22 protein-coding genes are annotated in these 21750 nt (G+C 61.9%); 10 read left to right on the top strand and 12 right to left on the bottom strand.

What is annotated here, in order from left to right; all coding sequences use genetic code 11:
* Window positions 1-141 precede the first annotated feature (141 nt).
* The 3 genes from RA26_RS00905 to RA26_RS00895 form a co-directional block, all read right to left on the bottom strand.
* Window positions 142-417 (bottom strand): glycine zipper 2TM domain-containing protein, encoded by a 276-nt coding sequence (locus RA26_RS00905; RefSeq protein ID WP_039178560.1) that lies wholly within the window; start codon window positions 415-417, stop codon window positions 142-144.
* Between the two features lie 272 nt (window positions 418-689).
* Entirely contained in the window at window positions 690-1139 is a 450-nt protein-coding gene (locus RA26_RS00900) for a GNAT family N-acetyltransferase (RefSeq protein WP_039178555.1), read from the bottom strand.
* Entirely contained in the window at window positions 1136-2077 is a 942-nt protein-coding gene (locus RA26_RS00895) for a nucleoside hydrolase (RefSeq protein ID WP_039178553.1), read from the bottom strand. Before RA26_RS00895 ends, RA26_RS00900 begins: the two co-directional genes overlap by 4 nt.
* 268 nt (window positions 2078-2345) lie before the next feature.
* On the opposite strand from RA26_RS00895, the gene RA26_RS00890 reads away from it, so the two are divergent.
* Window positions 2346-2900, top strand: a complete 555-nt coding sequence (locus tag RA26_RS00890) for a hypothetical protein (RefSeq protein ID WP_039178550.1) — start codon at window positions 2346-2348, stop codon at window positions 2898-2900.
* Window positions 2901-2977: 77 nt separating this feature from the next.
* On the opposite strand, the gene mazG is transcribed toward RA26_RS00890, so the two are convergent.
* Window positions 2978-3793, bottom strand: a complete 816-nt coding sequence (gene mazG, locus RA26_RS00885) for a nucleoside triphosphate pyrophosphohydrolase (protein ID WP_039178549.1) — start codon at window positions 3791-3793, stop codon at window positions 2978-2980.
* Between the two features lie 63 nt (window positions 3794-3856).
* Between mazG and RA26_RS00880 the strand changes: the two genes are divergently transcribed.
* The 5 genes from RA26_RS00880 to RA26_RS22270 all read left to right on the top strand — a co-directional run bounded on the left by RA26_RS00880 (window position 3857) and on the right by RA26_RS22270 (window position 8265).
* Entirely contained in the window at window positions 3857-5023 is a 1167-nt protein-coding gene (locus RA26_RS00880; protein ID WP_039178547.1) for a M20 aminoacylase family protein, read from the top strand.
* 75 nt (window positions 5024-5098) lie between these two features.
* Window positions 5099-6067: an agmatinase gene (speB, locus tag RA26_RS00875; protein WP_039178544.1), complete on the top strand. Its 969-nt coding sequence runs from the start codon at window positions 5099-5101 to the stop codon at window positions 6065-6067.
* Window positions 6060-7007 (top strand): agmatinase, encoded by a 948-nt coding sequence (gene speB, locus RA26_RS00870; RefSeq protein WP_039178543.1) that lies wholly within the window; start codon window positions 6060-6062, stop codon window positions 7005-7007. The genes speB (RA26_RS00875) and speB (RA26_RS00870) overlap by 8 nt, the downstream gene beginning before the upstream one ends.
* An 85-nt stretch (window positions 7008-7092) precedes the next feature.
* Window positions 7093-7521 carry a DUF1499 domain-containing protein gene (locus RA26_RS00865; RefSeq protein ID WP_446720166.1) on the top strand — a complete coding sequence of 143 codons (429 nt, stop codon included), beginning with the start codon at window positions 7093-7095 and terminating at the stop codon, window positions 7519-7521.
* Window positions 7522-7851: 330 nt separating this feature from the next.
* Window positions 7852-8265, top strand: coding sequence for a hypothetical protein (locus RA26_RS22270; protein WP_082015727.1), 414 nt, complete (start codon window positions 7852-7854; stop codon window positions 8263-8265).
* Window positions 8266-8476: 211 nt separating this feature from the next.
* Here the strand turns inward: RA26_RS22270 and RA26_RS00860 are convergent, their stop codons facing one another.
* On the bottom strand, window positions 8477-8776 hold the full coding sequence (locus RA26_RS00860) for a hypothetical protein (RefSeq protein ID WP_039178538.1): 300 nt from the start codon (window positions 8774-8776) through the stop codon (window positions 8477-8479).
* A 60-nt stretch (window positions 8777-8836) separates the two neighbouring features.
* Here RA26_RS00860 and prfA point away from each other — a divergent pair, with 60 nt between their 5' ends.
* From prfA to RA26_RS00845, 3 genes are all read left to right on the top strand, one after another.
* Window positions 8837-9892, top strand: a complete 1056-nt coding sequence (gene prfA, locus RA26_RS00855) for a peptide chain release factor 1 (protein ID WP_039178537.1) — start codon at window positions 8837-8839, stop codon at window positions 9890-9892.
* Between the two features lie 2 nt (window positions 9893-9894).
* Window positions 9895-10746 (top strand): peptide chain release factor N(5)-glutamine methyltransferase, encoded by an 852-nt coding sequence (gene prmC / locus RA26_RS00850; protein ID WP_039178535.1) that lies wholly within the window; start codon window positions 9895-9897, stop codon window positions 10744-10746.
* A 214-nt stretch (window positions 10747-10960) separates the two neighbouring features.
* Entirely contained in the window at window positions 10961-11638 is a 678-nt protein-coding gene (locus tag RA26_RS00845; RefSeq protein WP_039178532.1) for a DUF4167 domain-containing protein, read from the top strand.
* Window positions 11639-11716: 78 nt separating this feature from the next.
* Here the strand turns inward: RA26_RS00845 and RA26_RS00840 are convergent, their stop codons facing one another.
* From RA26_RS00840 to lptF, 7 genes are all read right to left on the bottom strand, one after another.
* The gene (locus tag RA26_RS00840; protein WP_039178530.1) at window positions 11717-12496 is read right to left on the bottom strand and encodes a pyridoxine 5'-phosphate synthase; all 780 of its coding nucleotides are present in this window, start codon (window positions 12494-12496) and stop codon (window positions 11717-11719) included.
* Window positions 12497-12533: 37 nt separating this feature from the next.
* A complete protein-coding gene (gene rsmA, locus RA26_RS00835) occupies window positions 12534-13376 on the bottom strand; it encodes a 16S rRNA (adenine(1518)-N(6)/adenine(1519)-N(6))-dimethyltransferase RsmA (RefSeq protein ID WP_039178527.1) in 843 nt (280 codons plus the stop codon).
* Between the two features lie 84 nt (window positions 13377-13460).
* On the bottom strand, window positions 13461-14432 hold the full coding sequence (gene pdxA, locus RA26_RS00830) for a 4-hydroxythreonine-4-phosphate dehydrogenase PdxA (RefSeq protein ID WP_039178525.1): 972 nt from the start codon (window positions 14430-14432) through the stop codon (window positions 13461-13463).
* Window positions 14429-15688 (bottom strand): peptidylprolyl isomerase, encoded by a 1260-nt coding sequence (locus tag RA26_RS00825; RefSeq protein WP_039178523.1) that lies wholly within the window; start codon window positions 15686-15688, stop codon window positions 14429-14431. The genes pdxA and RA26_RS00825 overlap by 4 nt, the downstream gene beginning before the upstream one ends.
* A complete protein-coding gene (locus tag RA26_RS00820; RefSeq protein WP_193747568.1) occupies window positions 15673-17862 on the bottom strand; it encodes an LPS-assembly protein LptD in 2190 nt (729 codons plus the stop codon). The genes RA26_RS00825 and RA26_RS00820 overlap by 16 nt, the downstream gene beginning before the upstream one ends.
* Entirely contained in the window at window positions 17846-18949 is a 1104-nt protein-coding gene (gene lptG, locus RA26_RS00815; RefSeq protein WP_039178521.1) for an LPS export ABC transporter permease LptG, read from the bottom strand. The genes RA26_RS00820 and lptG overlap by 17 nt, the downstream gene beginning before the upstream one ends.
* On the bottom strand, window positions 18946-20073 hold the full coding sequence (lptF, locus tag RA26_RS00810; protein ID WP_039179846.1) for an LPS export ABC transporter permease LptF: 1128 nt from the start codon (window positions 20071-20073) through the stop codon (window positions 18946-18948). The genes lptG and lptF overlap by 4 nt, the downstream gene beginning before the upstream one ends.
* A 201-nt stretch (window positions 20074-20274) precedes the next feature.
* Between lptF and RA26_RS00805 the strand changes: the two genes are divergently transcribed.
* Window positions 20275-21750 carry a leucyl aminopeptidase gene (locus tag RA26_RS00805; protein WP_039178518.1) on the top strand — a complete coding sequence of 492 codons (1476 nt, stop codon included), beginning with the start codon at window positions 20275-20277 and terminating at the stop codon, window positions 21748-21750.

The raw sequence follows: 21750 nt of genomic DNA, 5'->3' as shown, positions 1-21750 counted from the left end.
AGGCCGCGTCACCGGATGATCCGGTCCAGCGGCTGAACCTTGGCGGGGAAATACGCTGATACCAGGGCTGCGGCTTGAACGCAGGCTGCAGCCGGAGATCTGGCGCCCTAGCCGGGGGGAGGGCGCCAGATCAAAAAACTCTTAACAGGCTGCGGTGTAATAGGTGCCGTCGCCGCGGGAATAGGCGCACTGATTTGACTGGTTGTTTTGGGCGACCAGGGTGCCAGCGGCAGCGCCGCCAAGCGCCGCGATAAGCCGCCAGTCGTCGTCAGCCTTGAGCGCGTCAGCGGCAATCAGGCCAGCTGCGGCGCCGCCTGCCACACCGGCAACAGTGCGCTGTTCCGGGGTCAGGTTGGTACAGGCGCCAAGGCCCAGTACGGCGGAACTTGCAAGTGCAGGGATCCAGCGGAAAGTCATTTGATATCTCCATTTTCAGGTCCGGTGCGGCCATATTGCTGGCCGCAGACGGGACTATAACGCCGGCCTCTGCAGGATGGTTCCGTATAAATGCGCGCGGTTACGACAGCAGCGCAATTCTGCCGGAGGGGGGCGCACAGCGGCGGGCTTTTGCCGGGGAGGGGGGGAAAAGCCCGCCGTGAAGTGCTGGATTTCAATTCAATTTCAGGCCTGGAAGCTGGGGGGCTTCCGGGCCGTATTCTGTACGTCAAACTGCTTGCGGGTCTGGCGTGTCAGAGCTGCTTGGACATCAGGATGTAGTTTTTGCGCGGCTGGAAGCGGGTGCGCAGGTAGAGCCGCTGGGCAGTTTCGTTTTCCCGGTCAACCTCCAGATGCAGGGCGCGCATGCCGGCAGTGGCCAGCGATTTCGGCAGTTCGGTCAGCACCTCGGTGGCGACGCCTCGGCCGCGCACGGCAGGGCGGATGTAAAGTTCATCCACGAAACCGTCCATGCCGCCGAATTCCACCGACCAACCGAAGGTGATCACGATATAGCCTATCGGCGCGCGGGTGGGGCCGATCAGGTAGACAGCACCGTAAGGGTGGCCATTCAGCAAGGGTTCGATTCCAGCGCGGCGATGTTCGTCGCTGCTTTCCAGTCCGGATTCGGTGTGGAAAGCGGCAACCAGCGCCAGAACGGTGTCCAAATGTTCGGGCTTGGCGAGATGCAGGGCGGCGCTCATAGTCGGGCGAGCCTTTCGGTCAGAAGGGTGAAGAAGCCATCTGCGTCAACATCGCCGATGAACATCGCGTTGGCACCACGGTCCGTGACGCCCCACCAGTCGGCGACGGTCATACCGAGGGTGAGGTCCGACTTGGTTTCGATTTCGACGTTCACATGGCGGCCGGAAAACAGCTCCGGCTGCAAGAGCCAGGCGATAACGCAGGGATCGTGCAGCGGGCCGCCTTCGGAGCCGTATTTCTCCACATCGAAGCGCTCGAAGAAATCCAGCATCTCTGCGGTGAAATGGCCGACCCGGGTATCGAGAGCACGGATCGCTTCGACGCGCGGCTTGGTGGCCAGCACCTTGTGCGTGACATCCAGCGGCATCACGGTGATCGGTGCGCCGGATCTGAACACAATTTCAGCAGCTTCCGGGTCGACGTAAATGTTGAATTCCGCGGCCGGGGTGATGTTGCCGACCTCGAAATAGGCACCACCCATCATCACGATCTCCTGCACCCGGTCGATGATGTCCGGGGCAGTGTTGAACGCGGCGGCGACATTGGTGAGCGGCCCCAGCGTGCAGAGCGTGACAGATCCGGGTTCGTGCGCGCGCAGAGTTTCGATGATGAAATCGACGCCATGGCCTTTGGCCAGCGGCATCTCGGGCTCCCACAGGTCCGGGCCGTCGAGGCCGGTCTGGCCATGCACATGTTCGGCGGTGATCAGCGGACGGGCAAGCGGTGCTGCGCTGCCTGCATACACGGGCACATCCGGGCGGGCGGCGGCTTCGCAGACAATGCGGGCGTTTTTGCTGGTCAGCTCCAGAGGGACATTGCCCGCCACGCAGGTGATGCCGAGCAGGTCCAGGTCTTCCGGGCTGGCCAGCGCCAGCAGGATGGCGACGGCATCGTCCTGGCCGGGATCGGTGTCGATGATGATTTTTCTGGCACTCATGGCGGCCTCCGCGGGATCGTGAACCGGGAGACTACGCGCTGTTTCATCAGGATTGAACCGCTGCTGTGCAGGTATGCGAAAATTTCACGGGATTTTCTGCGACGGAAGTTTGCTGTGCCCGCGTTTGCTTTCTATAGTTGCCTGACGCAGCGTCACGGACGGGATGGTTCGCAGGCGCAAGCGATGATTTTCTGGCCCGGATTTCGGGCATTATTGGTACGGCATTGTTTGGCCGGAAACACATTGATTTGCATGGGGAAAACAAGACATGCCCAAAGAACCCAAGGTTGTTGGCGATATCCTGAAAGACAAGAAGATGACCGCCGCTTACATGGATTACTGCAAGCGGCGCTATTGCCTGAACGAGTTCATGTTCACCCAGAACAAGGGCAACGCGGAATCGCTGTGGGTGCGCTACATGGACCAGAAGAAGGGCAAGGAGCCGGTCAACATCACCTCCAAGACCCATCTGGCGGCCAGGGCGCTGGCTGACAAGGGCGATTTCAAGCACGCCGACTGGAAGAAAATCATCGCGACCGGCAAGGAAGAGGTCGTGAAGATGCTGAACAAGGATGTGATGGGGTTCACCGGCGGCGACGAATACAAGAAATACGTGGCTGAAAACGGAATGGGCGACCCCAAAAAGGCAGCCAAGCTCTTGGGCATCACCGATGTGAAGAAGCTGAAGGAAGTGATGGTGAACGTCGCCGTCGACGACAAGAAGACCGCTGAAAAGCTGTGGAAAGAGCTGGCGAAGAAGGAAAAGATCCTTGAGGATTACAAGGCGATTTCATCGTCCTTGAAAAAGGCAAATCTGGTCTGATCCGGTCGGCCCCGGAGCCCGGCCGCTCTGCCATCGGGATTTGAGTATTTGGGGAAAGATGAAAGGTTTGGGCGCGTTCAGGCGCGCTCGTCTGCCTTCACCTCGTCCCAAAGCGCATCCATTTCGGCCAGATCGCTGTCTTCGGGACGTTTGCCGCGCGCGGCGAGCTTGGTCTCGACGCCCTCGAAGCGGCGGGTGAACTTGGCGTTGGCGGCGCGCAGCGCGGCTTCCGGCTCAACCCCTAGGTGGCGGCCCAGGTTGGCCATCACAAAAAGCAGGTCGCCGAATTCCTCCTCGACTTCCGTGTGGGAGAGGGTGTCACGGGCCTCGACCAGCTCGGCGCATTCCTCGGTGATCTTGGCGATGACGTTGTCGGCGGACGGCCAGTCAAAACCGACGCGGGCAGCGCGTTTCTGGAGTTTGTAAGCGCGCAGCAGCGCGGGCAGGCCAACGGCAACGCCGTCCAGCGTGCCTTTCTGTTCCTTGCCTGCGCGCTCTGCCGCCTTGATCGCCTCCCAATCCTGTGTCTGCTGCTCTGCGGATTTCTCTCGGCTCTCATCGCCGAACACATGCGGGTGGCGCGAGACCATCTTGTCCGACATGGTTCGCACCACGTCCTGAAAGGTGAAATACCCGGCTTCCTCCGCCATCTGGGCGTGGAAGACGGATTGAAACAGCAGGTCGCCCAGTTCCCCCTTCAGTTCGTCCCAGGCCTCACGTTCGATTGCGTCGGCAACTTCATACGCCTCTTCAATGGTATAGGGGGCGATGGTGGCGAAATCCTGTTCGATGTCCCAGGGGCAGCCGGTTTGCGGGTCGCGCAGGCGCGCCATGATTTTTAGAAGGCGCTCGATACCGGCGGTTTGGTCGTGGATCAGGTCTGTTTCTTGCATTGCGGCTGCTCATTTTCCGGTGTCAGATGCATCATCCCGAGTCTGGAGCAGGAGTCCACCCCGATGCCCGTTGTGAACCGTATTGCCGATTATGCCGAGGAGATGAAAGCCTGGCGGCGGCATTTGCACCAGATCCCGGAACTGGCGCTGGACCTGCCCAAGACCGCTGCATTTGTGGCGGAGCGGCTGCGGGAATTCGGAGTGGATGAGCTGCATGAGGGCATCGCGCAGACCGGCATGGTGGCGATCATCAACGGGCAGGGTGAAGGACCTACCATCGGCTTGCGTGCCGATATGGATGCGCTGCCCATCCCCGAGGAAACCGGTGTCGACTACGCGTCCGGCCATGCGGGCAACATGCATGCCTGCGGCCACGACGGCCATACCGCGATGCTGATGGGCGCGGCGAAATACCTGGCAGAGACGCGCAATTTCCGGGGGCGGGTCGCGCTGATCTTCCAGCCCGCAGAGGAAGCGATCGGCGGCGCCCGCATCATGGTCGAAGAAGGCATCATGGAGCGGTTCGGTATCGGCGAGGTCTATGCGCTGCACAATGCGCCGGGCCTGCCGGAGGGGCATTTCCTGACCACGCCCGGCGCGCTGATGGCAGCGGTTGATACCTTCCACATCCATATCCAGGGCAAGGGCGGCCATGGGGCGATGCCGCATGAAACCCGCGATCCGGTTATGGCGGCCTGCGGCATGACGCAGGCGATCCAGACCATCGTCAGCCGCAACCATCACACGCTGGAGGATCTGGTGGTTTCGGTCACCCAAATCCACACCGGCACCGTCGACAACGTGATCCCGGACACCGCCTATATCAACGGCACTGTGCGCACCTTTAACCCTGACGTGCAGAAGATGGCGATGCGGCGGATGAAGGAGATCGTTGCCGGGCAGGCGGCGAGTTACGGCGTTGAGGCAGAACTGGACTATGAAATCGGCTATCCGGCCACGTTCAACGACGCCGAAAAAACCTCCTTTGCAGTGGAGGTTGCCAAGGAGGTTTCCGGCGATGCCAATGTAGAGGCTGACGGCGGACGCGAGATGGGGGCAGAGGATTTCGCCTATATGCTACAGGTGCGGCCCGGCTCCTACCTGTTTCTGGGGCAGGGTGACAGCGCCGGATTGCATCACCCTAAGTATGATTTCAATGACGCGATTGCACCGGTGGGGGCGTCTTTCTTCGCCCGGCTGGTGGAGCGCGCACAGCCGCTGAACGGTTGAAGGCGCTGAGTGATGACAACGGCCCGCTGGCCCTGTATTTGATCAAAAGGTCGGCATAAACAGGAACAATCCGCCATGGCATTGGAAGACGCAAAACGCATCGTCGATCACGCCTTCACCCGCGAGGATTTGAAGGGGTTGAGTCCGGAGATCACCTTTGGAGGGGCGACATCCTTTTTGCGCCGGAAATACACCAAGGACCTGACGGGCGTTGACATCGCGGTGACTGGTGTGCCCTTCGACCAGGCCGTCACCAACCGTTCCGGCACCCGGTTGGGGCCGCGAGCGATCCGCGAGGCGTCGTCAATGCAGGCGCCGGATGAGCCCTATGGCTGGCCGTACAAACCGCTCAGCACCCTGGCGATTGCCGATTACGGCGACCTTGCCTTTGATCATGCCAATGTGCCGGAGTTTCCCGCGGCGCTGACGGAGCATATCCGCGGCATCCTGGCCAAGGATACGGCGTCTGTGGTGCTGGGCGGCGATCACTACATCAGTTTTCCAATCCTGAAAGCCTATGCCGAGAAATACGGCCCCATTTCGCTGCTGCAGTTCGATGCCCATACGGACACCTGGGCGGATGACAATATGGACCGGGTGGACCACGGCACCATGTTCTACAAGGCGGTGAAGACAGGGATCGTCGATCCGGACACGTCCGTGCAGGTGGGGATCCGCACCACCAATGACGACACGCTGGGGGTCAATATCATCGATGCGCCCACCGTTCACGAAATCGGACCGGTGGAAACCGCGCGGCGGATCAAGGAAATCCTGGGGGACCGGCCAGTCTATCTGACCTTTGATATCGACTGTCTGGACCCGGCGTTTGCGCCCGGCACCGGCACCCCGGTCTGGGGCGGGCTGAGCTCGGCACAGGCGTCGCGCATCCTGCGGGAGATTGTCGGCATCAATATCAAGGGCGGTGACGTGGTGGAGGTCTCTCCGCCCTTTGACACAACCGGCGCAACTGCTATTGCCGGAGCACACGCAGCGACGGAAATCATCTGCCTTCTTGGCTGGAACATGAGAGACAATGACTGACTTCAATCAGCCGATCAGCGGCAATGACCTGGCGCGGTTTTCCGGGCCGAACACCTTTATGCGGCTGCCGCAGGCGACTTCGCTGGACGGTTTGGATGTGGCAGTGCTGGGGGTTCCGATGGATATCGGCACCTCCTGGCGGTCGGGCACCCGGTTCGGACCAAAGCAGATCCGCGCCGAGAGCGCGATGCTGCGGCCCTACAACATGGCGACGGGCGCGGCGCCCTTTGACAGCCTGAACATCGCCGACATCGGCGATCTGGCGATCAACACGTTTTCGCTGCCTGAGTCGCTGCGGATCATTGAAGACAGCTATGACGCGATCCTGTCCGGCGGGGTGGTCCCGGTGGCGATGGGGGGCGATCATTCGATCACTTTGCCGATCCTGCGCGCCATCGCCAAGAAATACGGCCCCGTGGCGCTGGTGCATGTGGATGCCCATGCTGATGTGAACGACGAGATGTTCGGCGAGCGCGAGACCCATGGTACCGTGTTCCGCCGTGCCTATGAGGAAGGGCTGATCGTCCCCGACAAGACCTATCAGATCGGCATCCGTGGCACCGGCTATGCCGCCACCGATTTCTCCGAGGCGCAGGGCTGGGGATTCCAGCACTTCCCGGCGCAGGAATTGTGGAACCGCTCCCTGCACCAGATGGGTGCGGAAATTCGCCGCGATATCGGCAATAGGCCGGTCTATGTGTCCTATGATATCGATAGTCTTGACCCGGCCTATGCGCCGGGCACCGGCACGCCGGAAATCGGCGGGCTGACTACGCCGCAGGCACTGGAATTGATCCGGTCCCTGAAGGGGGTCAACATCGTTGGCTGCGACCTTGTGGAGGTGTCGCCGCCTTATGATCCCTCGGGCAACACCGCCCTGGTGGGCGCCAACCTGCTCTATGAGCTGTTGTGCGTGCTGCCGGGCGTGGCAACGAGATAAGCGGTCCGGCCTCAAGCGGAAGGCCGGGGGAGGGCCGCGTGAGGAGGAGGCAAGGGGTGACCTTGAAACCGCATTGAGGCGGCTGATGCTGCTGGGCTGGCTGTTGCTGGCCGCGATTATCGCCGGGCTGGGCTTTGTCCGGCTGGCACCAAGCGATCCGCTGGATTGGAACACGCAGCCGGAACTGAGCGAGGACAAGGAGTTCCGCGGCGGTGTGTTCCGGGTGGTCCGGACCGGGCCTGACGGGCTGGAGCGGTTTCACCGCATCGCCAGCCACGCGCCACGCACCAGCGTGCTGGCGGGCGGGCCGGACGACGGGATGGTGACCTATATCACCCGTACCCAGGTGCTGGGCTTTCCCGATTACACCACTGCGGCGCAGGACGGCGATCTGCTGAAAGTCTATGCCCGGCTGCGGTTCGGCCGGTCCGATCTGGGCGCCAACAAGGAGCGGATCAACACCTGGCTGGCGGAAATGGAGGAGACTCCGCGAGCGGCCACCGCAAGGGAGTAAGCAGATGCTCCCGCCTGTTCTCGGGCTTTTTGCAAAAGCCTTCTACAGTTGGGCCGGGCGCCGCGCTCTCGCGCGGCGCGGGCTCTTCCGCCACGGGCGGCAGAGCCATTTCTATTCGCTGAGAAGCGTTTCAGGGGCAGGGCTGCCCCCGAAGGCACCAATTCGAGTGTGTTTGCTGATACCGTATCAAGGGCAAGCCGCGCTGGCGCGCGGTGACTGTGCCACCCTTGGTCCGGTTCTGTGATTGTTGATTGTGGTTTGCATAGCCTTGTTAAGAAAAGAATTTTAGGTGCTGAGCATCAGTGCTGACTTGAAAATGGAGAGCATTTCATGACCCCTAGATTTACGAAGCCTGTGCTGTCTCTTGTTTGTTGCGCGCTGTTTGCTGCCTGTGGTGGAGTGCCTGCCAGCAATGAGCTGCAATTCGACAACGACGGGAATGGCCGTTTCAGCGGAAGTGCGGGTTCAGGCTGGACGGTACAGGATATCAACACCTATGCCGTCAATCAGATATGCGGCGGCGGTCCTGTTACAGGCTTCAGTGTCAGAGTGTTGCCAACTGCCCCTGACTACAAGATTTTTTCAGGCGCTTGCGCATCGGGAGAATATAGCGTGGCTGCTGCAGACGCAGGTCAGAACTATGTTGTGGCCGCCCCGACCGCCCCAGCCGCGCCGGCGGCGCCGGTCGCGACCCCGGCAGGCAACAGTTCAGGGTGGGACGGTTCCACTCCCTTTGTGGATTGATCAGGCTGGTGTCAATTTGGGGGTGAAGTGCAGCGCGCGCAAAGCAAGGTCACGGATACTGGTCTTCGCCCTTCAAACCCGTCGTAGGCAACCTTGCTGCTCCAAGCGCGGTTGCAGGCCCTGTGGGGGAGAGAATGCCCGAGCAGCTGCTCGCGGCAAAGGCGCTTTCACCGAGCAGCAGAGATTGCGCCCCAGCGGATGCGACTGCGGTTTAGATCTTCGGGAGTTCTGGTGGAGCTGCTGAAGAACCGCGCTCATCCCCTAGAGACGCCGACAGGCAGCTGCTTTGCACCTCGCGCCACATCGGCACGTTCAGCGACATCTGGCATTGCGCCATGAACATGCGGCCGTCGACTTGCAGGCAGCGCAGTTCACCCAATTCCACGCGGGAGCCGGACTTGTCAGTGCAGTAGCAGTCGATTGTCTTGCCGCCCGGACCCTTCACATCTGCCAGCCCCAGGCCGGGCAGGGTGAGGAGGATTGTGGCAATAAGGGCTCTGGCATGTCGCATGGCTCTAGCATATCACATGGGGGTCACTTGGCCAAAACATGAACAACAATAGGCGTGCCCATGGTCCCCGAAGAACGGCTGGAACAGATCCTGCAGCGGTTTCAGTATCTTGAAGCTGCGATGGCGGACGGTGCCGGGGGCGGGGATATTGCAGCGCTGGCCAAGGAGTATTCCGACCTGCGCCCGGTGGCGGAGCAGGTGACGGCTTACCGCAAGCTTTTGGGCGATCTGGAAGAGGCCGAGCTGATGCTGGCCGATCCGGACATGAAGGATTTGGCGGCGGAGGAGATCCCGGCCTTAAAAGCGGCCATTCCTGAAGCCGAGCACGCCTTGCAGCTGGCCTTGCTGCCCAAGGATGCCGCCGACAGCCGTCCGGCGATGCTGGAAATCCGCCCAGGGACCGGCGGTGACGAGGCGGCGCTATTTGCCGGTGACCTCTTGCGGATGTACCAGCGCTATGCCGAAGCACAGGGCTGGAAGTTCGACATCATCGGGGAGCAGGTGACTGAATTGGGCGGCATCAAGGAGGTGGTCGCCCATATCAAGGGTGAAAACGTCTTTGCCCGGCTGAAGTATGAATCCGGGGTGCACCGGGTGCAGCGGGTGCCAACGACTGAAAGCGGTGGGCGTATCCACACCTCGGCAGCCACTGTGGCAGTGCTGCCGGAAGCAGAGGATGTGGACATTCAAATCGATGCAAATGACATCCGTATCGACACCATGCGGGCGTCGGGGGCGGGCGGGCAGCACGTGAATACGACCGACTCTGCGGTCAGGATCACTCACCTGCCGACCGGGTTGATCGTCACGTCCTCGGAAAAGTCCCAGCACCGCAACCGCGAGATTGCCATGCAGGTGCTGAAGACGCGGCTTTACGACTTGGAGCGCCAGCGGATCGACAGCGAGCGGTCAGCGGATCGCGCAAGTCAGGTGGGCTCAGGCGACCGGTCGGAGCGGATCCGGACCTATAACTTCCCGCAGGGGCGGATGACCGATCACCGTATCAACCTGACGCTTTACAAGCTGGACCAGGTGATGAGCGGTGATCTGGAGGAGATCATCGACGCGCTGACCGCGGACAATCAGGCGCGGCTTCTGGCCGAGATGGGGCAGTGACCATGGCAGAGACCGCGGCACAGGCAATGGCGGCTGCTACAGCGAAACTGCGGGCGGCCGGAGTGCAGGACCCGGCCCGAGATGCACGGGTGCTGCTGGCGCATGCGGCAAGGATCGAGGCCAGCCGGGTTACGCTTATCGCACCGGAGGAGCTGGCGCCGGAAATCTCTGAGCGCTATGAGCAGCTGATTTCGCTGCGGGCGGTTCGGGTGCCGGTGTCGCATCTGATCGGCGAACGGGAGTTTTACGGGCGCCGCTTCAAGGTCTCGCGCGATGTGCTGGACCCGCGGCCAGAGACCGAGATCCTGATCGAGGCGGCGCTGGCTGAGCCTTACGCGCGGGTTCTGGATCTGGGCGTCGGCTCCGGCTGCATTCTGGTGACTCTGCTGGCCGAGCGGCAAGAGTCCACCGGTCTGGGCGTCGACATCAGCGAGGCGGCCTGCCTGCAGGCCAGCGCCAATGCGGTGCTGCACAGGGTGGAGGCGCGCGCCGACATTCAGCAATCGGATTGGTTTGAAAAGATCGAGGGACAGTTTGATCTGATCGTGTCGAACCCGCCCTATATCGCGCTGGACGAGATGGACGGGCTGTCGGCAGAGGTGCGGGGGCATGAGCCGGGCATTGCGCTGACCGATGGCGGCGATGGCCTGGGTGCCTACCGTCAGATCGCCGCACAGGCTGCCGCACATCTTTCACCGGGCGGGCGGGTGCTGTTGGAAATCGGTCCGACCCAGGGCCGGGCGGTCAGCGCGCTGCTGGAAACGGCGGGCTTCAGCGGCCTCGCGGTGCTGCCGGACCTGGACGGGCGTGACCGGGTGGTGCGGGCGCATTCCCCCTCAAATCGCGGATTTTAACGCGGTAATCCGCAGATTCGGGTGAAAAAACACAGAAAAACCTTTTGGCCCCCTTGTCTGCGCTTCCGGAACATGGTTACTCAAGATGAGCCGTACAGAGGTGAACGCTTTTCAAGCATTCCCGCGGCATCAAGCCCAAAAAAGCTAACGATCCGGCGCTGAGGCGCGCTGCACAGGGTCAACGGCGCATTAACTCAAGGCTTATGATAGGCATATGAGATCGTCCAAATCACGTTCACGCTCCAAGTCGAACCGGAATCGCCCGAACGGCGCCAATGTGGTCAACCGGGTGTTCGACAGCTCCGGCCCCGAAGGCAAGGTGCGCGGAACCCCGCAGCAGATCATTGACAAATACAACCAGCTGGCGCGCGATGCGCAGCTGGGCAATGACCGTGTTGCAGCAGAGAATTTCCAGCAGCACGCAGAGCATTACCTGCGGATGCTGAACGAGGCGCAACGCGAGATCGAGGCGCGCCGTGAGGAGCAGGAACGCCAGAACCGCGAACGCCAGGCAGAGCGCGACCGTGAGCGGGCTGAACGGCTGGAGCGTCAGGAGCGCGAGGCTGCGGTCTCAGCACCTGCTGACAGTGATCCGGCAAGCACGCCGCAACCCGAAGTGATCGACCCGCGCGGCGACAACGGCAATGGTCAGGACAGCGGCCTGGTTGAGACGCCGGAAAGCCAGAGCGCGGCACCGGCAGAGGGTGGCGAGGAAGCTGCCCCGAAGAAAGCTCCGGCGCGCAAGCCCCGTGCCCGCAAGCCCGCAGCTAAGGCTGACGGCGGCGAGGCGGCCGGCGAGGGCGGTGACGCCCCGGCCCCGAAGAAACCAAGCCGCCCGCGCGCCAAGCCGAAGCCGAAGGCCGAGGATGGCCCGGCGGAAGCTGCCGAATAAAGGCAGCAAACAATCAATCAAAACCCCCGAAGCTTACGGCTTCGGGGGTTTTCTTTTGGAGGGACGCTGGCGGTGCGTTCAGGTGTCGTGGCCCAGCACCCTCAGGTAGCGGCGCACAGCTTCGGGGAAGCCCAGCATCAAGGCATCTGTTGTCAGGCCATGGCCGATGGAGACCTCGGCCAGATCGGGAATGGCCTGGCGCAGGCCGGGCAGGTTTTCGACGGTCAGATCATGGCCTGCATTCATCATCAGGCTGTTGCCCTTAGTGCCCAGGATGCGGACGGCATCTGCCGTTTGCCGAAGCATGTCCAATTCGCGCGCGATGGCATCAGGATCGGTCTGGTCAGCATAGGGCCCGGTATAGAACTCGATACGGTCGGCGCCTGCCTGCTGCGCCAGCGCCGGATCAGCGGGGCTGGCGTCCACGAAATAGGAGACCCGAATGCCGGCAGCCCTGAATTCCTCAGCGATGGGCAGGAGCATCTCGCCATCGGCAGCAAAGTCCCAGCCGTGATCAGAGGTGGACTGCTCCGGCGTGTCCGGCACCAGCGTCACCTGATGCGGTTTGTTCTCCAGCACCAGGTCGATGAAGTGGCGGGTCGGGTAACCCTCGATGTTGAACTCGGTCTGAGGGAACTCCTCGGCAATCAGGCGGGACAGGGCAGGCAGGTCGGAAAAGCGGATGTGGCGTTCATCCGGGCGCGGGTGCACGGTTATACCGTGGGCGCCGGCCTGCAGGATTGCACGGGAAATGTCGATCAGGTTCGGCCAAGGCACGTCGCGCCGGTTACGCAGGTAGGCAACTGCGTTGACATTCACGGACAAAAGGGTCGGGCGCGCAGTAACGGCTTGGGTCATCTGATGAACAGGCTCCGGTATTGTCGGGAAAGGAGGGTCAGGCCTTGGCGACTTCACGCGCAAGAGCGCAGAAGGCCTCCAGGCTCACTTGTTCGGCGCGCTCGGTGGGCGGGATGCCAGCCGCGGTCAGATGCGCCTCGATATCTGGAGAGATGCCCTTGAGCGAGGCACGCAGCATTTTGCGGCGCTGGTTGAAAGCGGCGGCGACGACGCGCGACAGCACTGCAGCATCAGCCTGGAAACGCGGCTCGGGCAGGGCGTCCAGATGCACCACGGCACTGGAGACCTTGGGCGGCGGGGTGAAGGCACCGGGCGGCAGCGACAGCACGATGCGCGCATCCGCCCGCCACTGCGCCAGGATTGCCAGGCGGCCATAGGCCTTGGAGCCGGGCTGGGCAACGATGCGCTCCGCCACCTCGCGCTGGAACATCAGGGTGAGGCTCTGCCAGAACGGCGGCCAGTCCTTGGGAGTCAGCCAGCGCACCAGAAGCTCGGTGCCGACGTTGTAGGGCAGGTTGGCGGCGATGCGGATCGGCGGTGTCAGATGTTCTAGTGGGTCGATCTCCAGAGCGTCGCCGTTGATCACCTCGAACCGGCCCGGATAGGCGTCTGCGATCTCCTGCAGCGCGGGCAGGCAGCGGCTGTCCTTCTCCACCGCCAGAACGCGGCGGGCGCCCTCGGCCAGCAAACCGCGGGTCAGGCCGCCAGGGCCGGGGCCGATTTCCAGCACGTCGCAGCCGGTCAGATCTCCGGCTTGCCGTGCGATCTTGGCAGTGAGGTTGAGGTCGAGCAGAAAGTTCTGGCCCAGCGACTTGCGTGCCGACAGCTGATGCGTCGCGATCACTTCGCGCAGAGGGGGAAGGCTATCGATAGCGCTCATGTCATCTGGACCTCAGGACGTGACGCGGGCGGTGCGCCGGAGTTTTCATGCCTTCGGCGGGGATATTTCCGGCAAGAGGAAGAATCAAGAGCTGGCGGCCATGGCCTGCGCCAGCTTGAGTGCCTCGATCAGGCTGGAGGGGTTGGCCTGACCGGTCCCCGCGATGTCGAAGGCAGTGCCGTGATCCGGAGAGGTGCGGATGAAGGGCAGGCCCAGAGTCACATTTACGCCCCTGTCGAAATCCAGCGTTTTGATCGGGATCAGTGCCTGGTCGTGATACATGCAGACCGCGACGTCATAGCGGGCGCGGGCGGCGGCGTGGAACATTGTGTCAGCCGGGTGCGGGCCGGTGACCTTCAGGCCTTCACTCTGCATTTGCGCGACCAGCGCATTGATCCAGTCGAGTTCTTCCCGGCCCATGGCACCGCCTTCGCCTGCGTGCGGGTTGAGGCCCGCGACAGCGATGCGCGGCGCAGCAATGCCGAACTGGCTTTGCAGGCCGGCAGCTGTGATCTCGATCGTTTCACGCAACGTTTCCGGGGTCAGCGTGGCAGGCACGTTCGACAAGGCGATGTGGATGGTTGCCGGCACCACCCGCAACTGCTCGCTGGCGAGCATCATCACCACGCGGCTGCGCCCCGCCAGCGCGGCCAGAAACTCGGTATGGCCGGGATAGGCAAAGCCTGCGCCGTCGATCAGTGCTTTTTTGTGAATGGGGGCGGTGCAAACGGCCGAAGCCTCACCCGCCTGAACCAGTTTCACGGCAGTTTCGATCGACTGGATCACGCCTGCAGCATTGGCCGGATCGGCCGTGCCCTTGGCAGTGCTGCCGCCGAAGGCTAGCGGCAGGACCGGAAAGCTGCCCGCGCAGGCTGCGGCGGCCTCAGCGGGGGATGATATCTCGCTGACTGGTGTGCCTGAGGGAAGGTGCTGTGGATCGCCGATCCAGAAGAACGGGCAGTTGTCCCGCAGTGCGTTCCATGCCTTGACGGCGATTTCCGGGCCGATGCCTGCGGGTTCTCCGCAGCTAAGGGCAATGGGCCCGGAAAGTGTCATTTGATGTCGATCCGGGCGTCGGCGCGCAACTGTTCGAGAAAGCTGTCCGTCAGCGAGGTCATCCGCTGCGCCACCAGCGCATTGGCCACGGTTTCGCGGTTAGCGCCTTCTCCGAGGTCGGCGGTGCGGCCGCAGAGCATAAGAACCATAAGCGTCTGGCCGTTGTTGCGAGTCAGCGCAGTGGAGGTCTCAGTGGGGTCGAGCTTGGCCAGTTCCAATGCGATGTCGCGGGGAATGTCAGCAGGCGGCAGGCTTTGGATGTCCAGCACCGACGGGTCCTGACCTTGAGCGAGGCCGTAGAAGTCCTCGCAGGTGTCGACGCTGTTCACAACCTTCTGTGCTGCGGCCAGCCCTTCAGGCGTGCGTCCGCCGGGGATGAAGTAGGTGGCGTATTCGATTGCGGTGTAACGCGGTGCAGCGCCTTCAACCTCGCGCACGCCGCGCATCTGGAACAGTGCCACGGCGTTTTGCAGCGGCAGCGGTTCGGAAATTTCGCCCGGCTTCAGTGCTAGTGCGATTTCCTGCAACTGGGGTGGCAGTTTGGTCAGGGGCATCCAGGGCAGGCGGCCGCCTTCATTGCGGCTGGCCGCGGCTGAGTACTGGGTCGCCGCAGCAGAGAAGCTGTCATAGCTTTTGAGGCGTGCGACCTGCTCAATCAGTTCTTCGACCTGTGCGGCGTTCTGGTCGTTGATCGGCACGATGAATTCGCTCAGCAGCACCTGGACGCTGCCGGTTCCCGCAGAGCCCATGGCGCGGTCAATCTCTTCCGGGGTCGGGCGCGCCTGGGACAGGAAACGGGCGCGGGTGTATTCGCGCCAGCCCAGACCGACCCTGGTGAAATCGCGGAGGGTTTGCGGGGCGACGCCCTGCTGTTGAAGTGCGGTCAGGAATTCGTTCAGCGACAGGTTGGCGCGGCCTGCCATTTCTTCCATGCCCGCGGAAATATCCTCATCTGACAGTTCGATACCGGCCTGTTGCAGCACTTGAAGCTTGAGCCGGTCGTTGATCAGCTCCTCGCGTGCAGTTTCCAGCGGGTCGCCCGGAACCCTCAGTGCTGCCTGGAAGCGGGCGCGCTGTTCCAGCTCATAGCGGGTGATGACCTCGTCATTGACTGTAATCGCGGGGGCAAAAAGATTCTGAGCCCCAGCCGGCAGAGCGGTCAGGGAAAGACCTGCGGCCAGCGCCAGCGCGGCTGCGGATTTGAGGGTACGGGATAGGAAGGGAGCCGGGAACCGGTAATTCACGTCTTGCTGCATGACCGCCTGTACTGTTTGTTGCCGCTCTTTACGGAAAAACCGCTGAGGGAGATGGTAAAGCCGAAATCCGTTGTCGGCTCAACACTTGTTGTTGAGGTATAGCGGCGGTTGACCGAAAGGTCGACCGTTACGCATTCGTTCTGGTAGGCCAGCCCCAGGCCCGCCCGGGTGGCTTGGGCGCCGGAGATATCGTAGCGCAGCCGGGCGCTAGCAGACCAACTGGGGGTGATGTCGTAGCGTCCATCGACCCAGATTTCGGAGCTTTCTTCTGTCCGTTCCTCGACAGGATCGGTGCCAAGCCACAAATAGGTGCCGGCCAAGCTGGAACGGTCCGTGTGCCATTCACCGCGGACCTCGGCTTTGGAGAAGTTCAGCGAGCCATTCAGCAGACCGCGGGTTGAGATCGCAAGCCCGTCGCCAAACTTGATCTGACCTGCCAGCAAAAGGTCTGACGATGTGCCGCTGAGCCCCGAGCTCTTGGTGAAGCGGATGTCATTTTCGCTGCGCAGCACCTGGCCTATCGTTGCGTAAGCCTGCCAGCCCTGGGGCGAGTAGCGCGCCCAATTGGCGCCATAGACCAGGGTAAACCCGTCCTCGCGGGCATCGGTGGCAGGGAAGCGGGACAGCGACAACAGGTTACCCTGGTCGAACTCGACGAATCTGCTTTCCTCGCTGACCACATCACCACTGCCTTCGTTGCGCCAGCCCAGCTGCAGGATCGGCTCCAGGTATTGGGTGGCGCCATTGGCTTCACGGCGGGTCATCGGCAAGCGGAAGGTCATTGAGCCTCGGGGCGTCAGGCGGGTGACTTCATCGGTGAAATAGGCATCATCATACGCCCTGGAAGCATCTGCCGCAGCGCCTAGCTCTGCCTCTGCCAGGATCCCGTAGCCGAGCCTCCAAGTGCGGAGCCAGCTCAGATCAGCAGTCAGCCGGACGAGGTCCCGGCCAGTAGCGGAATCTTCGCTCAGGCCATCGCCCCGGTTTGTTGAGCGGCGGTAACGCCCGTTGCCTTGAAGCGTAAGCCGGACTTCGCCGCCCGTGAGGCTGGGGAAATAGCGTTTCTGAAAAAGCGCTTCCGCAATACCAGAGGGGATTTCGTCAGGGTCTTCGTCGGAGCGGAGGGTTTTATAGTGAGTCAGCGACGTGCGGAGCAAGCTGTCCCGGCGGACCCGTGACAACTCAAGCCTGGAGCGCAGCCGGTCGAGGTCAGGCAGGCCATAGTCCGCCAGGTAGGCATCATCGGAAACCACCTTTGCGTCGAAGGTCAGTCGGTAGCCGCGCGGCAATTCGAACTGGCCATTGCCGAAGATGTATCCGCGGTCCTGGTCCGGGTAGAGGTCGTCACGAGTATATGCACCGTTGAATTCGATCCGGCCGCGCCGGAAGGCCTGCCGGTAACGCAGATCCAGTGTCCGGGTGCTGGATGAGATATAGGGCGCGATCGTCAGATCTTTGTGCGGGCCGAGGGTGAAGAAGTAGGGAACCTTGACCCCGGTGCCGAGGTTCGACGTTGAGCGCACGGACGGGATCAGAAAGCCGCTGGTCCTCTTCAGTGAGGGGTCCGGCAGGCGGAACGCCGGGAAATAGAATACCGGCACATCCAGTACACGCAGCTGTGCGTTCTCAAAGTAAAGCTGGCGCTCCTGCTGGTCGTGGGTGACGCGCTCAGCGCGGATCTGCCAGAGCGGTGGTCGCCCGTCTTCGCAGACATGGCAGGAGGACACAGCGGTCTTGTAGAGCTGGGTATAACGGCCGCTGACCCGTGTCATTTGCAACGAGGCAAGCTGAAGCTGCTGCTGCAAAACCATGCGGGCGCCGTCCAGCAGTCCGTTGCGCAGGCTGCTGTCCATTTCCGCAGCGTTTGCCAGAATGGTGATATCACCGTTTTGGTCTATACGGATCGGGCCCTCTATCTGCAGAGTGCCGGTCCCCTGATCAAAGGTGATCTTCTGCGCGCGCAGGCGGATGTCGCCCTGGAAAGCTTCGACATTACCTTCTGCGACAAGTGTCCGGTCCGGGGTGATGAACACCTGGTCGGCGACAAGCATTGCAGGCTGGGCCTGATCCGGGGGCGTAGCAGTCTGAGCCTGAGGAGCAGGGGCAGACAGCGCTAGCCAGGGCAGCACGGCGGAAAGAAGCAGCGCCCGGCGCAGGTTACCCGTCTTCGGCATGGAGAAGTAGTCCCAAAGTCAAAAGTATCGCAGCAGCGGGAGGTGCCCAGGCAGCCAGAGCCACCGGGATTTGCCCGTTCTCGCCAAGGATTTGCGCGAAATTGCGGATGAAATAAAGCCCAAATCCTAGCAGCACCGCCATCAGCACGGCCAGGCCGGTGCCGCCAAAGCGGGCGTGCCGCATGGTGAAAGATGCGCCGACCAGCACCATGGCAATCAGAAACAGGGGGCGGGCAAGTTCCGCCTGCAGTCGGACTTCGTAGCGCTTGGTGGTAAAACCGGCGGCTGACAATTCGCGGATGGTGGAGGGCAGGTCATAAATCGAGATGCCGCTGGCGGTGCCCAGTGTGCCGCGGATGCGGTCTGTGGTCAGAGTGGTCGGCAGCCGCAGCTTTTCATGCCGGGCAGCACCGGTTTCAGGATTGATGCCGGCTGTCAGAGGCCAGGCCTTGGCGTTGGTCAGAATCCAATGATTGCCCTCCAGCCGCGCCGTTTCAGCGGCTATGCGGCGCACCGGGCCACCTTCATTTGTGTAGGCATGTATCGAAACGTCAATCAGGGTGATGTCAGCGGCATCGCCGCTGTACCCCTTGGCGTGAATAACCGACTGGCCGCGGGCGCCGCCCTGGCGCAGCCACAGGCCTTCACCGCTCAGCGACAAGGCCGAGGGGCCGCCGTTCTGATAGGTCTCCGCCAGATCCTGGTAGCGGTTGGCGGTGGCTGCGGCGATGGGATTGAGCATGGTGACGGCCAGACCGCCGATTGCCGCTGCCACCAGTACCGGGGCCGCCAGTGCCCTAATGCCCGACCGGCCGATGGCACGGGTGACCACCAGCTCGCTGCTGCGGGCAAGGCCAACAAACAGCACGATGGTAGACAGGATCATAATCAGCGGCAGGAATTCACTGAGTGCTGGCGGAATGTTCAGCAGGGTCAGGCCAATCAGTTGCGCCAGGCTCAGGTCAACAGATTCAAACCGGCGTATCTGCTCGTTCAGATCGATCAGAACCACCAATGTCATCAGCACTGCAACAATCACTAAAAACCATTGCGTGAAACGGCGCGCATAATAGAGGTCCAGTTTCATGCCGGGGTCTCCGCTGCCTTTGCCCGGATCCGCTTGGGGCGGGCGGACAGGATCAGAAATACCAGCGCCACCGCCAAGCCCAGCAGGGTGGGAAGGTAGATCAGCGGCCATAGATTGGGATTTTGAAGAACGGGTTCGGAAACCACGCCGCGCAGGCCTTCAACAAAGATAAGGATGACAAAGGCCAGCATTGCCTGACGCCAGACCCCAAAACGCGAGAATGTGCCCAGCATCAACGCGGAAAACCCAATCAGAGTTACCGCAATGCAGACCAATGCACGGGCAAAGCGAAGGTGCAGCTCTTCGGCCTGGGCACCAGCGGAGTAACCGTCGCTTCTGGTGACTGCTGCAGTGTTGTTCATCAGCTCCAGGCTGGGAATAGCGCGGATGTTGCGGGCCGGGTTCTCAGCCTGGCGGGCCAGGGAGCTGATATCATACGAGAAATCGGAAAAGAATGTGGTCGATAGACGTTGCGATTTGCTCTCGAGCCGCTGTGCCATGCCTTCCACCATGATCAGGTGCGCGCTTTCACCGTCACGTACGAGAAATGCGCGGTTTCCGGTGTAGGTGACAGTCACTTCCGGGTCCCGGCGGTCCGACAGGAACACGTCTTTGAGGGTCCCGTCCGGGTCAATCTGCCGGATATAAAAAGTGACACCTTCAGCGGGATGCAGGAAATCGCCTTCGCTGAGCAGCTTGGCAGTAATGTTGCGCGAGATTTCGCTTTCGCGCTGCTCCAGCTGGTTGATCGAGGCCGGCAGCAGATAGTGCGTCAGCGCCGACATCATCAGAGCGGTAATGATTCCAAAGGCCAGCGCAGGTCGGGCCATTTGCCAGGGGCTGGTGCCGGTGGCACGCAGCACAGTCAGCTCGCTTTCGCTGTTCAGCCGGTTGGTGACCCAAACCGCGGCGCCAAAGGCAGCGATCGGCAGCACCATTCGGATCAGGTTAGGCAGCGTGAGTGCAGTGAATTCCAGGAACACCAGCGCCGACTGTCCGTTGCCAATCAGCGTGTCGAACAGGACAACGGCCCGGTTGACCCAGAACACGGCCACCAGAATCAAGGCAAAGAAGCCGAAGAAGAGCAGATACTGTGACAGCACATATCTGTCGTAGCGTGACACCCGATCCCCCCAGATCTTGCCATTGTTATTTTTGCGGACCTTAGTGGATTTGATTGGCGGGGAAAACTGCATTCTCGTCCCGCCCGTCAATCGGCGGCTGACCGCAGGTGCCGACCTGCGCAGCCGGGTCTTTCCAACTGCCGCTCTGCAGGATACCTCTGGTGCCAAGAACCAAGAGATTTTCAGCAGGAGCGCGCAAGAATGAGCAGCCTTACCCCGATCCGTTTCGTCGACTACGACCCCAAGGCGATAGCAGAGATGACTGGCCGGGTAGCGGTCATGGTGAGGCCGGACGGCAGCATGGACCAGGCTGCGCGCAGCGCCAACCGGATGTCCAAGGGGGCAATTGCCCGGCTGATAGACTCGGAAGGGTTCAAAAAGGCGAAGGCAGGCGATGTGATTTCCCTGGGCTGGCCCGCAGGCATGCAGGTTGAGGCGCTGGATATTCTGGTGCTGCCGCGCAAGCTGACTCCTGTGGAGGCGCGGCAGGCAGGGGCTAAGCTGGTGAAGGGGGCTGCAGGTAAGCGGCTGACCATCATGGCCGGCAGCATGAACAAGGCTGCGGATCTGACTTTGGGTATGGCGCTTCGGGACTATGCTTTTGATAACCACAAGTCTCCCAAAGGCGACAAGCCGGAGGGAGAGGTTGTTGTGGCCTCCAAGTCTCCGGCAGAACTGGAGGCCGCCTGTGCGCCGCTGCTGGCGGTGGCCGAGGGCGTGCATATGACGCGTGATCTGGTCAATGAGCCTGCAAATGTCCTCACCACCACGGAATTCGCCCGCCGCATCGAAGAAATGAAGGGCATTGGCCTGGAGGTTGAGATCCTGGAAGAGGCTGACCTGGAGAAGCTTGGCATGCGCACGCTGCTGAGCGTCGGACAAGGCTCCGACAGCCCTTCCAAGGTGGCGGTGATGCAGTGGAAGGGCGGCGCCAAGGATGCCGCGCCACTGGCGCTGGTTGGCAAGGGCGTGGTGTTTGATACCGGTGGTATCTCCCTGAAGCCCGCGGCAGGCATGGAAGAGATGACCATGGACATGGGCGGCGCCGGTGTCGTGGCAGGCGCCATGCGCGCGCTGGCGCTGCGCAAGGCCAAGGCAAATGTGGTTGGCTTGGTTGGCTTGGTGGAGAACATGCCCTCTGGCAACGCCACCCGTCCTGGCGATGTGGTGAAGTCCATGAAGGGTGACACCGTCGAAATCATCAACACGGACGCCGAGGGGCGTTTGGTGCTGTGTGATGTCCTGTGGTACGCGCAGGAGCGGTTCAAGCCCGCAGGTGTAATCGATCTGGCAACCCTGACAGGCGCGATTATCATCGGGCTGGGGCATGAAAACGCCGGTGTCTTCTCCAATGATGATGACCTGTGCAATGCCTTCCTGAAGGCTGCCAAGTCTGAGGACGAGGGCGCTTGGCGGATGCCGCTGGGCAAGGCCTATGACGAGCAGCTTAAATCCCGCATTGCCGACATGAAGAACGTTGGCGGCCGCCCTGCGGGCTCCATTACTGCGGCGCAGTTCCTACAGCGGTTCATCAAAGACGATATGCCCTGGATCCATCTGGATATCGCCGGCGTGGCATCGGTCAGCAAGGACACGGACTATGCGCCCAAGGGTGCCACCGGCTGGGGGGTAATGGCGCTGAACCGGCTGGTCGCGGATAAGTTCGAGGCGGAATAA

Origin of the sequence: Leisingera sp. ANG-M7 (assembly GCF_000813965.1) — a bacterium.
Taxonomy (GTDB): domain Bacteria; phylum Pseudomonadota; class Alphaproteobacteria; order Rhodobacterales; family Rhodobacteraceae; genus Leisingera.
Note: the sequence above shows the minus strand (reverse complement) of the source record. Positions and strands in the feature narration are given on the sequence as shown.

Bases quoted from the DNA above. Each gene is read 5' to 3' on its own strand.
- RA26_RS00905 (WP_039178560.1), bottom strand. From the start codon at position 417: ATGACTTTCCGCTGGATCCCTGCACTTGCAAGTTCCGCCGTACTGGGC.
- RA26_RS00900 (WP_039178555.1), bottom strand. From the start codon at position 1,139: ATGAGCGCCGCCCTGCATCTCGCCAAGCCCGAACATTTGGACACCGTT.
- RA26_RS00895 (WP_039178553.1), bottom strand. From the start codon at position 2,077: ATGAGTGCCAGAAAAATCATCATCGACACCGATCCCGGCCAGGACGAT.
- RA26_RS00890 (WP_039178550.1), top strand. From the start codon at position 2,346: ATGCCCAAAGAACCCAAGGTTGTTGGCGATATCCTGAAAGACAAGAAG.
- mazG (WP_039178549.1), bottom strand. From the start codon at position 3,793: ATGCAAGAAACAGACCTGATCCACGACCAAACCGCCGGTATCGAGCGC.
- RA26_RS00880 (WP_039178547.1), top strand. From the start codon at position 3,857: ATGCCCGTTGTGAACCGTATTGCCGATTATGCCGAGGAGATGAAAGCC.
- speB (WP_039178544.1), top strand. From the start codon at position 5,099: ATGGCATTGGAAGACGCAAAACGCATCGTCGATCACGCCTTCACCCGC.
- speB (WP_039178543.1), top strand. From the start codon at position 6,060: ATGACTGACTTCAATCAGCCGATCAGCGGCAATGACCTGGCGCGGTTT.
- RA26_RS00865 (WP_446720166.1), top strand. From the start codon at position 7,093: ATGCTGCTGGGCTGGCTGTTGCTGGCCGCGATTATCGCCGGGCTGGGC.
- RA26_RS22270 (WP_082015727.1), top strand. From the start codon at position 7,852: ATGACCCCTAGATTTACGAAGCCTGTGCTGTCTCTTGTTTGTTGCGCG.
- RA26_RS00860 (WP_039178538.1), bottom strand. From the start codon at position 8,776: ATGCGACATGCCAGAGCCCTTATTGCCACAATCCTCCTCACCCTGCCC.
- prfA (WP_039178537.1), top strand. From the start codon at position 8,837: ATGGTCCCCGAAGAACGGCTGGAACAGATCCTGCAGCGGTTTCAGTAT.
- prmC (WP_039178535.1), top strand. From the start codon at position 9,895: ATGGCAGAGACCGCGGCACAGGCAATGGCGGCTGCTACAGCGAAACTG.
- RA26_RS00845 (WP_039178532.1), top strand. From the start codon at position 10,961: ATGAGATCGTCCAAATCACGTTCACGCTCCAAGTCGAACCGGAATCGC.
- RA26_RS00840 (WP_039178530.1), bottom strand. From the start codon at position 12,496: ATGACCCAAGCCGTTACTGCGCGCCCGACCCTTTTGTCCGTGAATGTC.
- rsmA (WP_039178527.1), bottom strand. From the start codon at position 13,376: ATGAGCGCTATCGATAGCCTTCCCCCTCTGCGCGAAGTGATCGCGACG.
- pdxA (WP_039178525.1), bottom strand. From the start codon at position 14,432: ATGACACTTTCCGGGCCCATTGCCCTTAGCTGCGGAGAACCCGCAGGC.
- RA26_RS00825 (WP_039178523.1), bottom strand. From the start codon at position 15,688: ATGCAGCAAGACGTGAATTACCGGTTCCCGGCTCCCTTCCTATCCCGT.
- RA26_RS00820 (WP_193747568.1), bottom strand. From the start codon at position 17,862: ATGCCGAAGACGGGTAACCTGCGCCGGGCGCTGCTTCTTTCCGCCGTG.
- lptG (WP_039178521.1), bottom strand. From the start codon at position 18,949: ATGAAACTGGACCTCTATTATGCGCGCCGTTTCACGCAATGGTTTTTA.
- RA26_RS00805 (WP_039178518.1), top strand. From the start codon at position 20,275: ATGAGCAGCCTTACCCCGATCCGTTTCGTCGACTACGACCCCAAGGCG.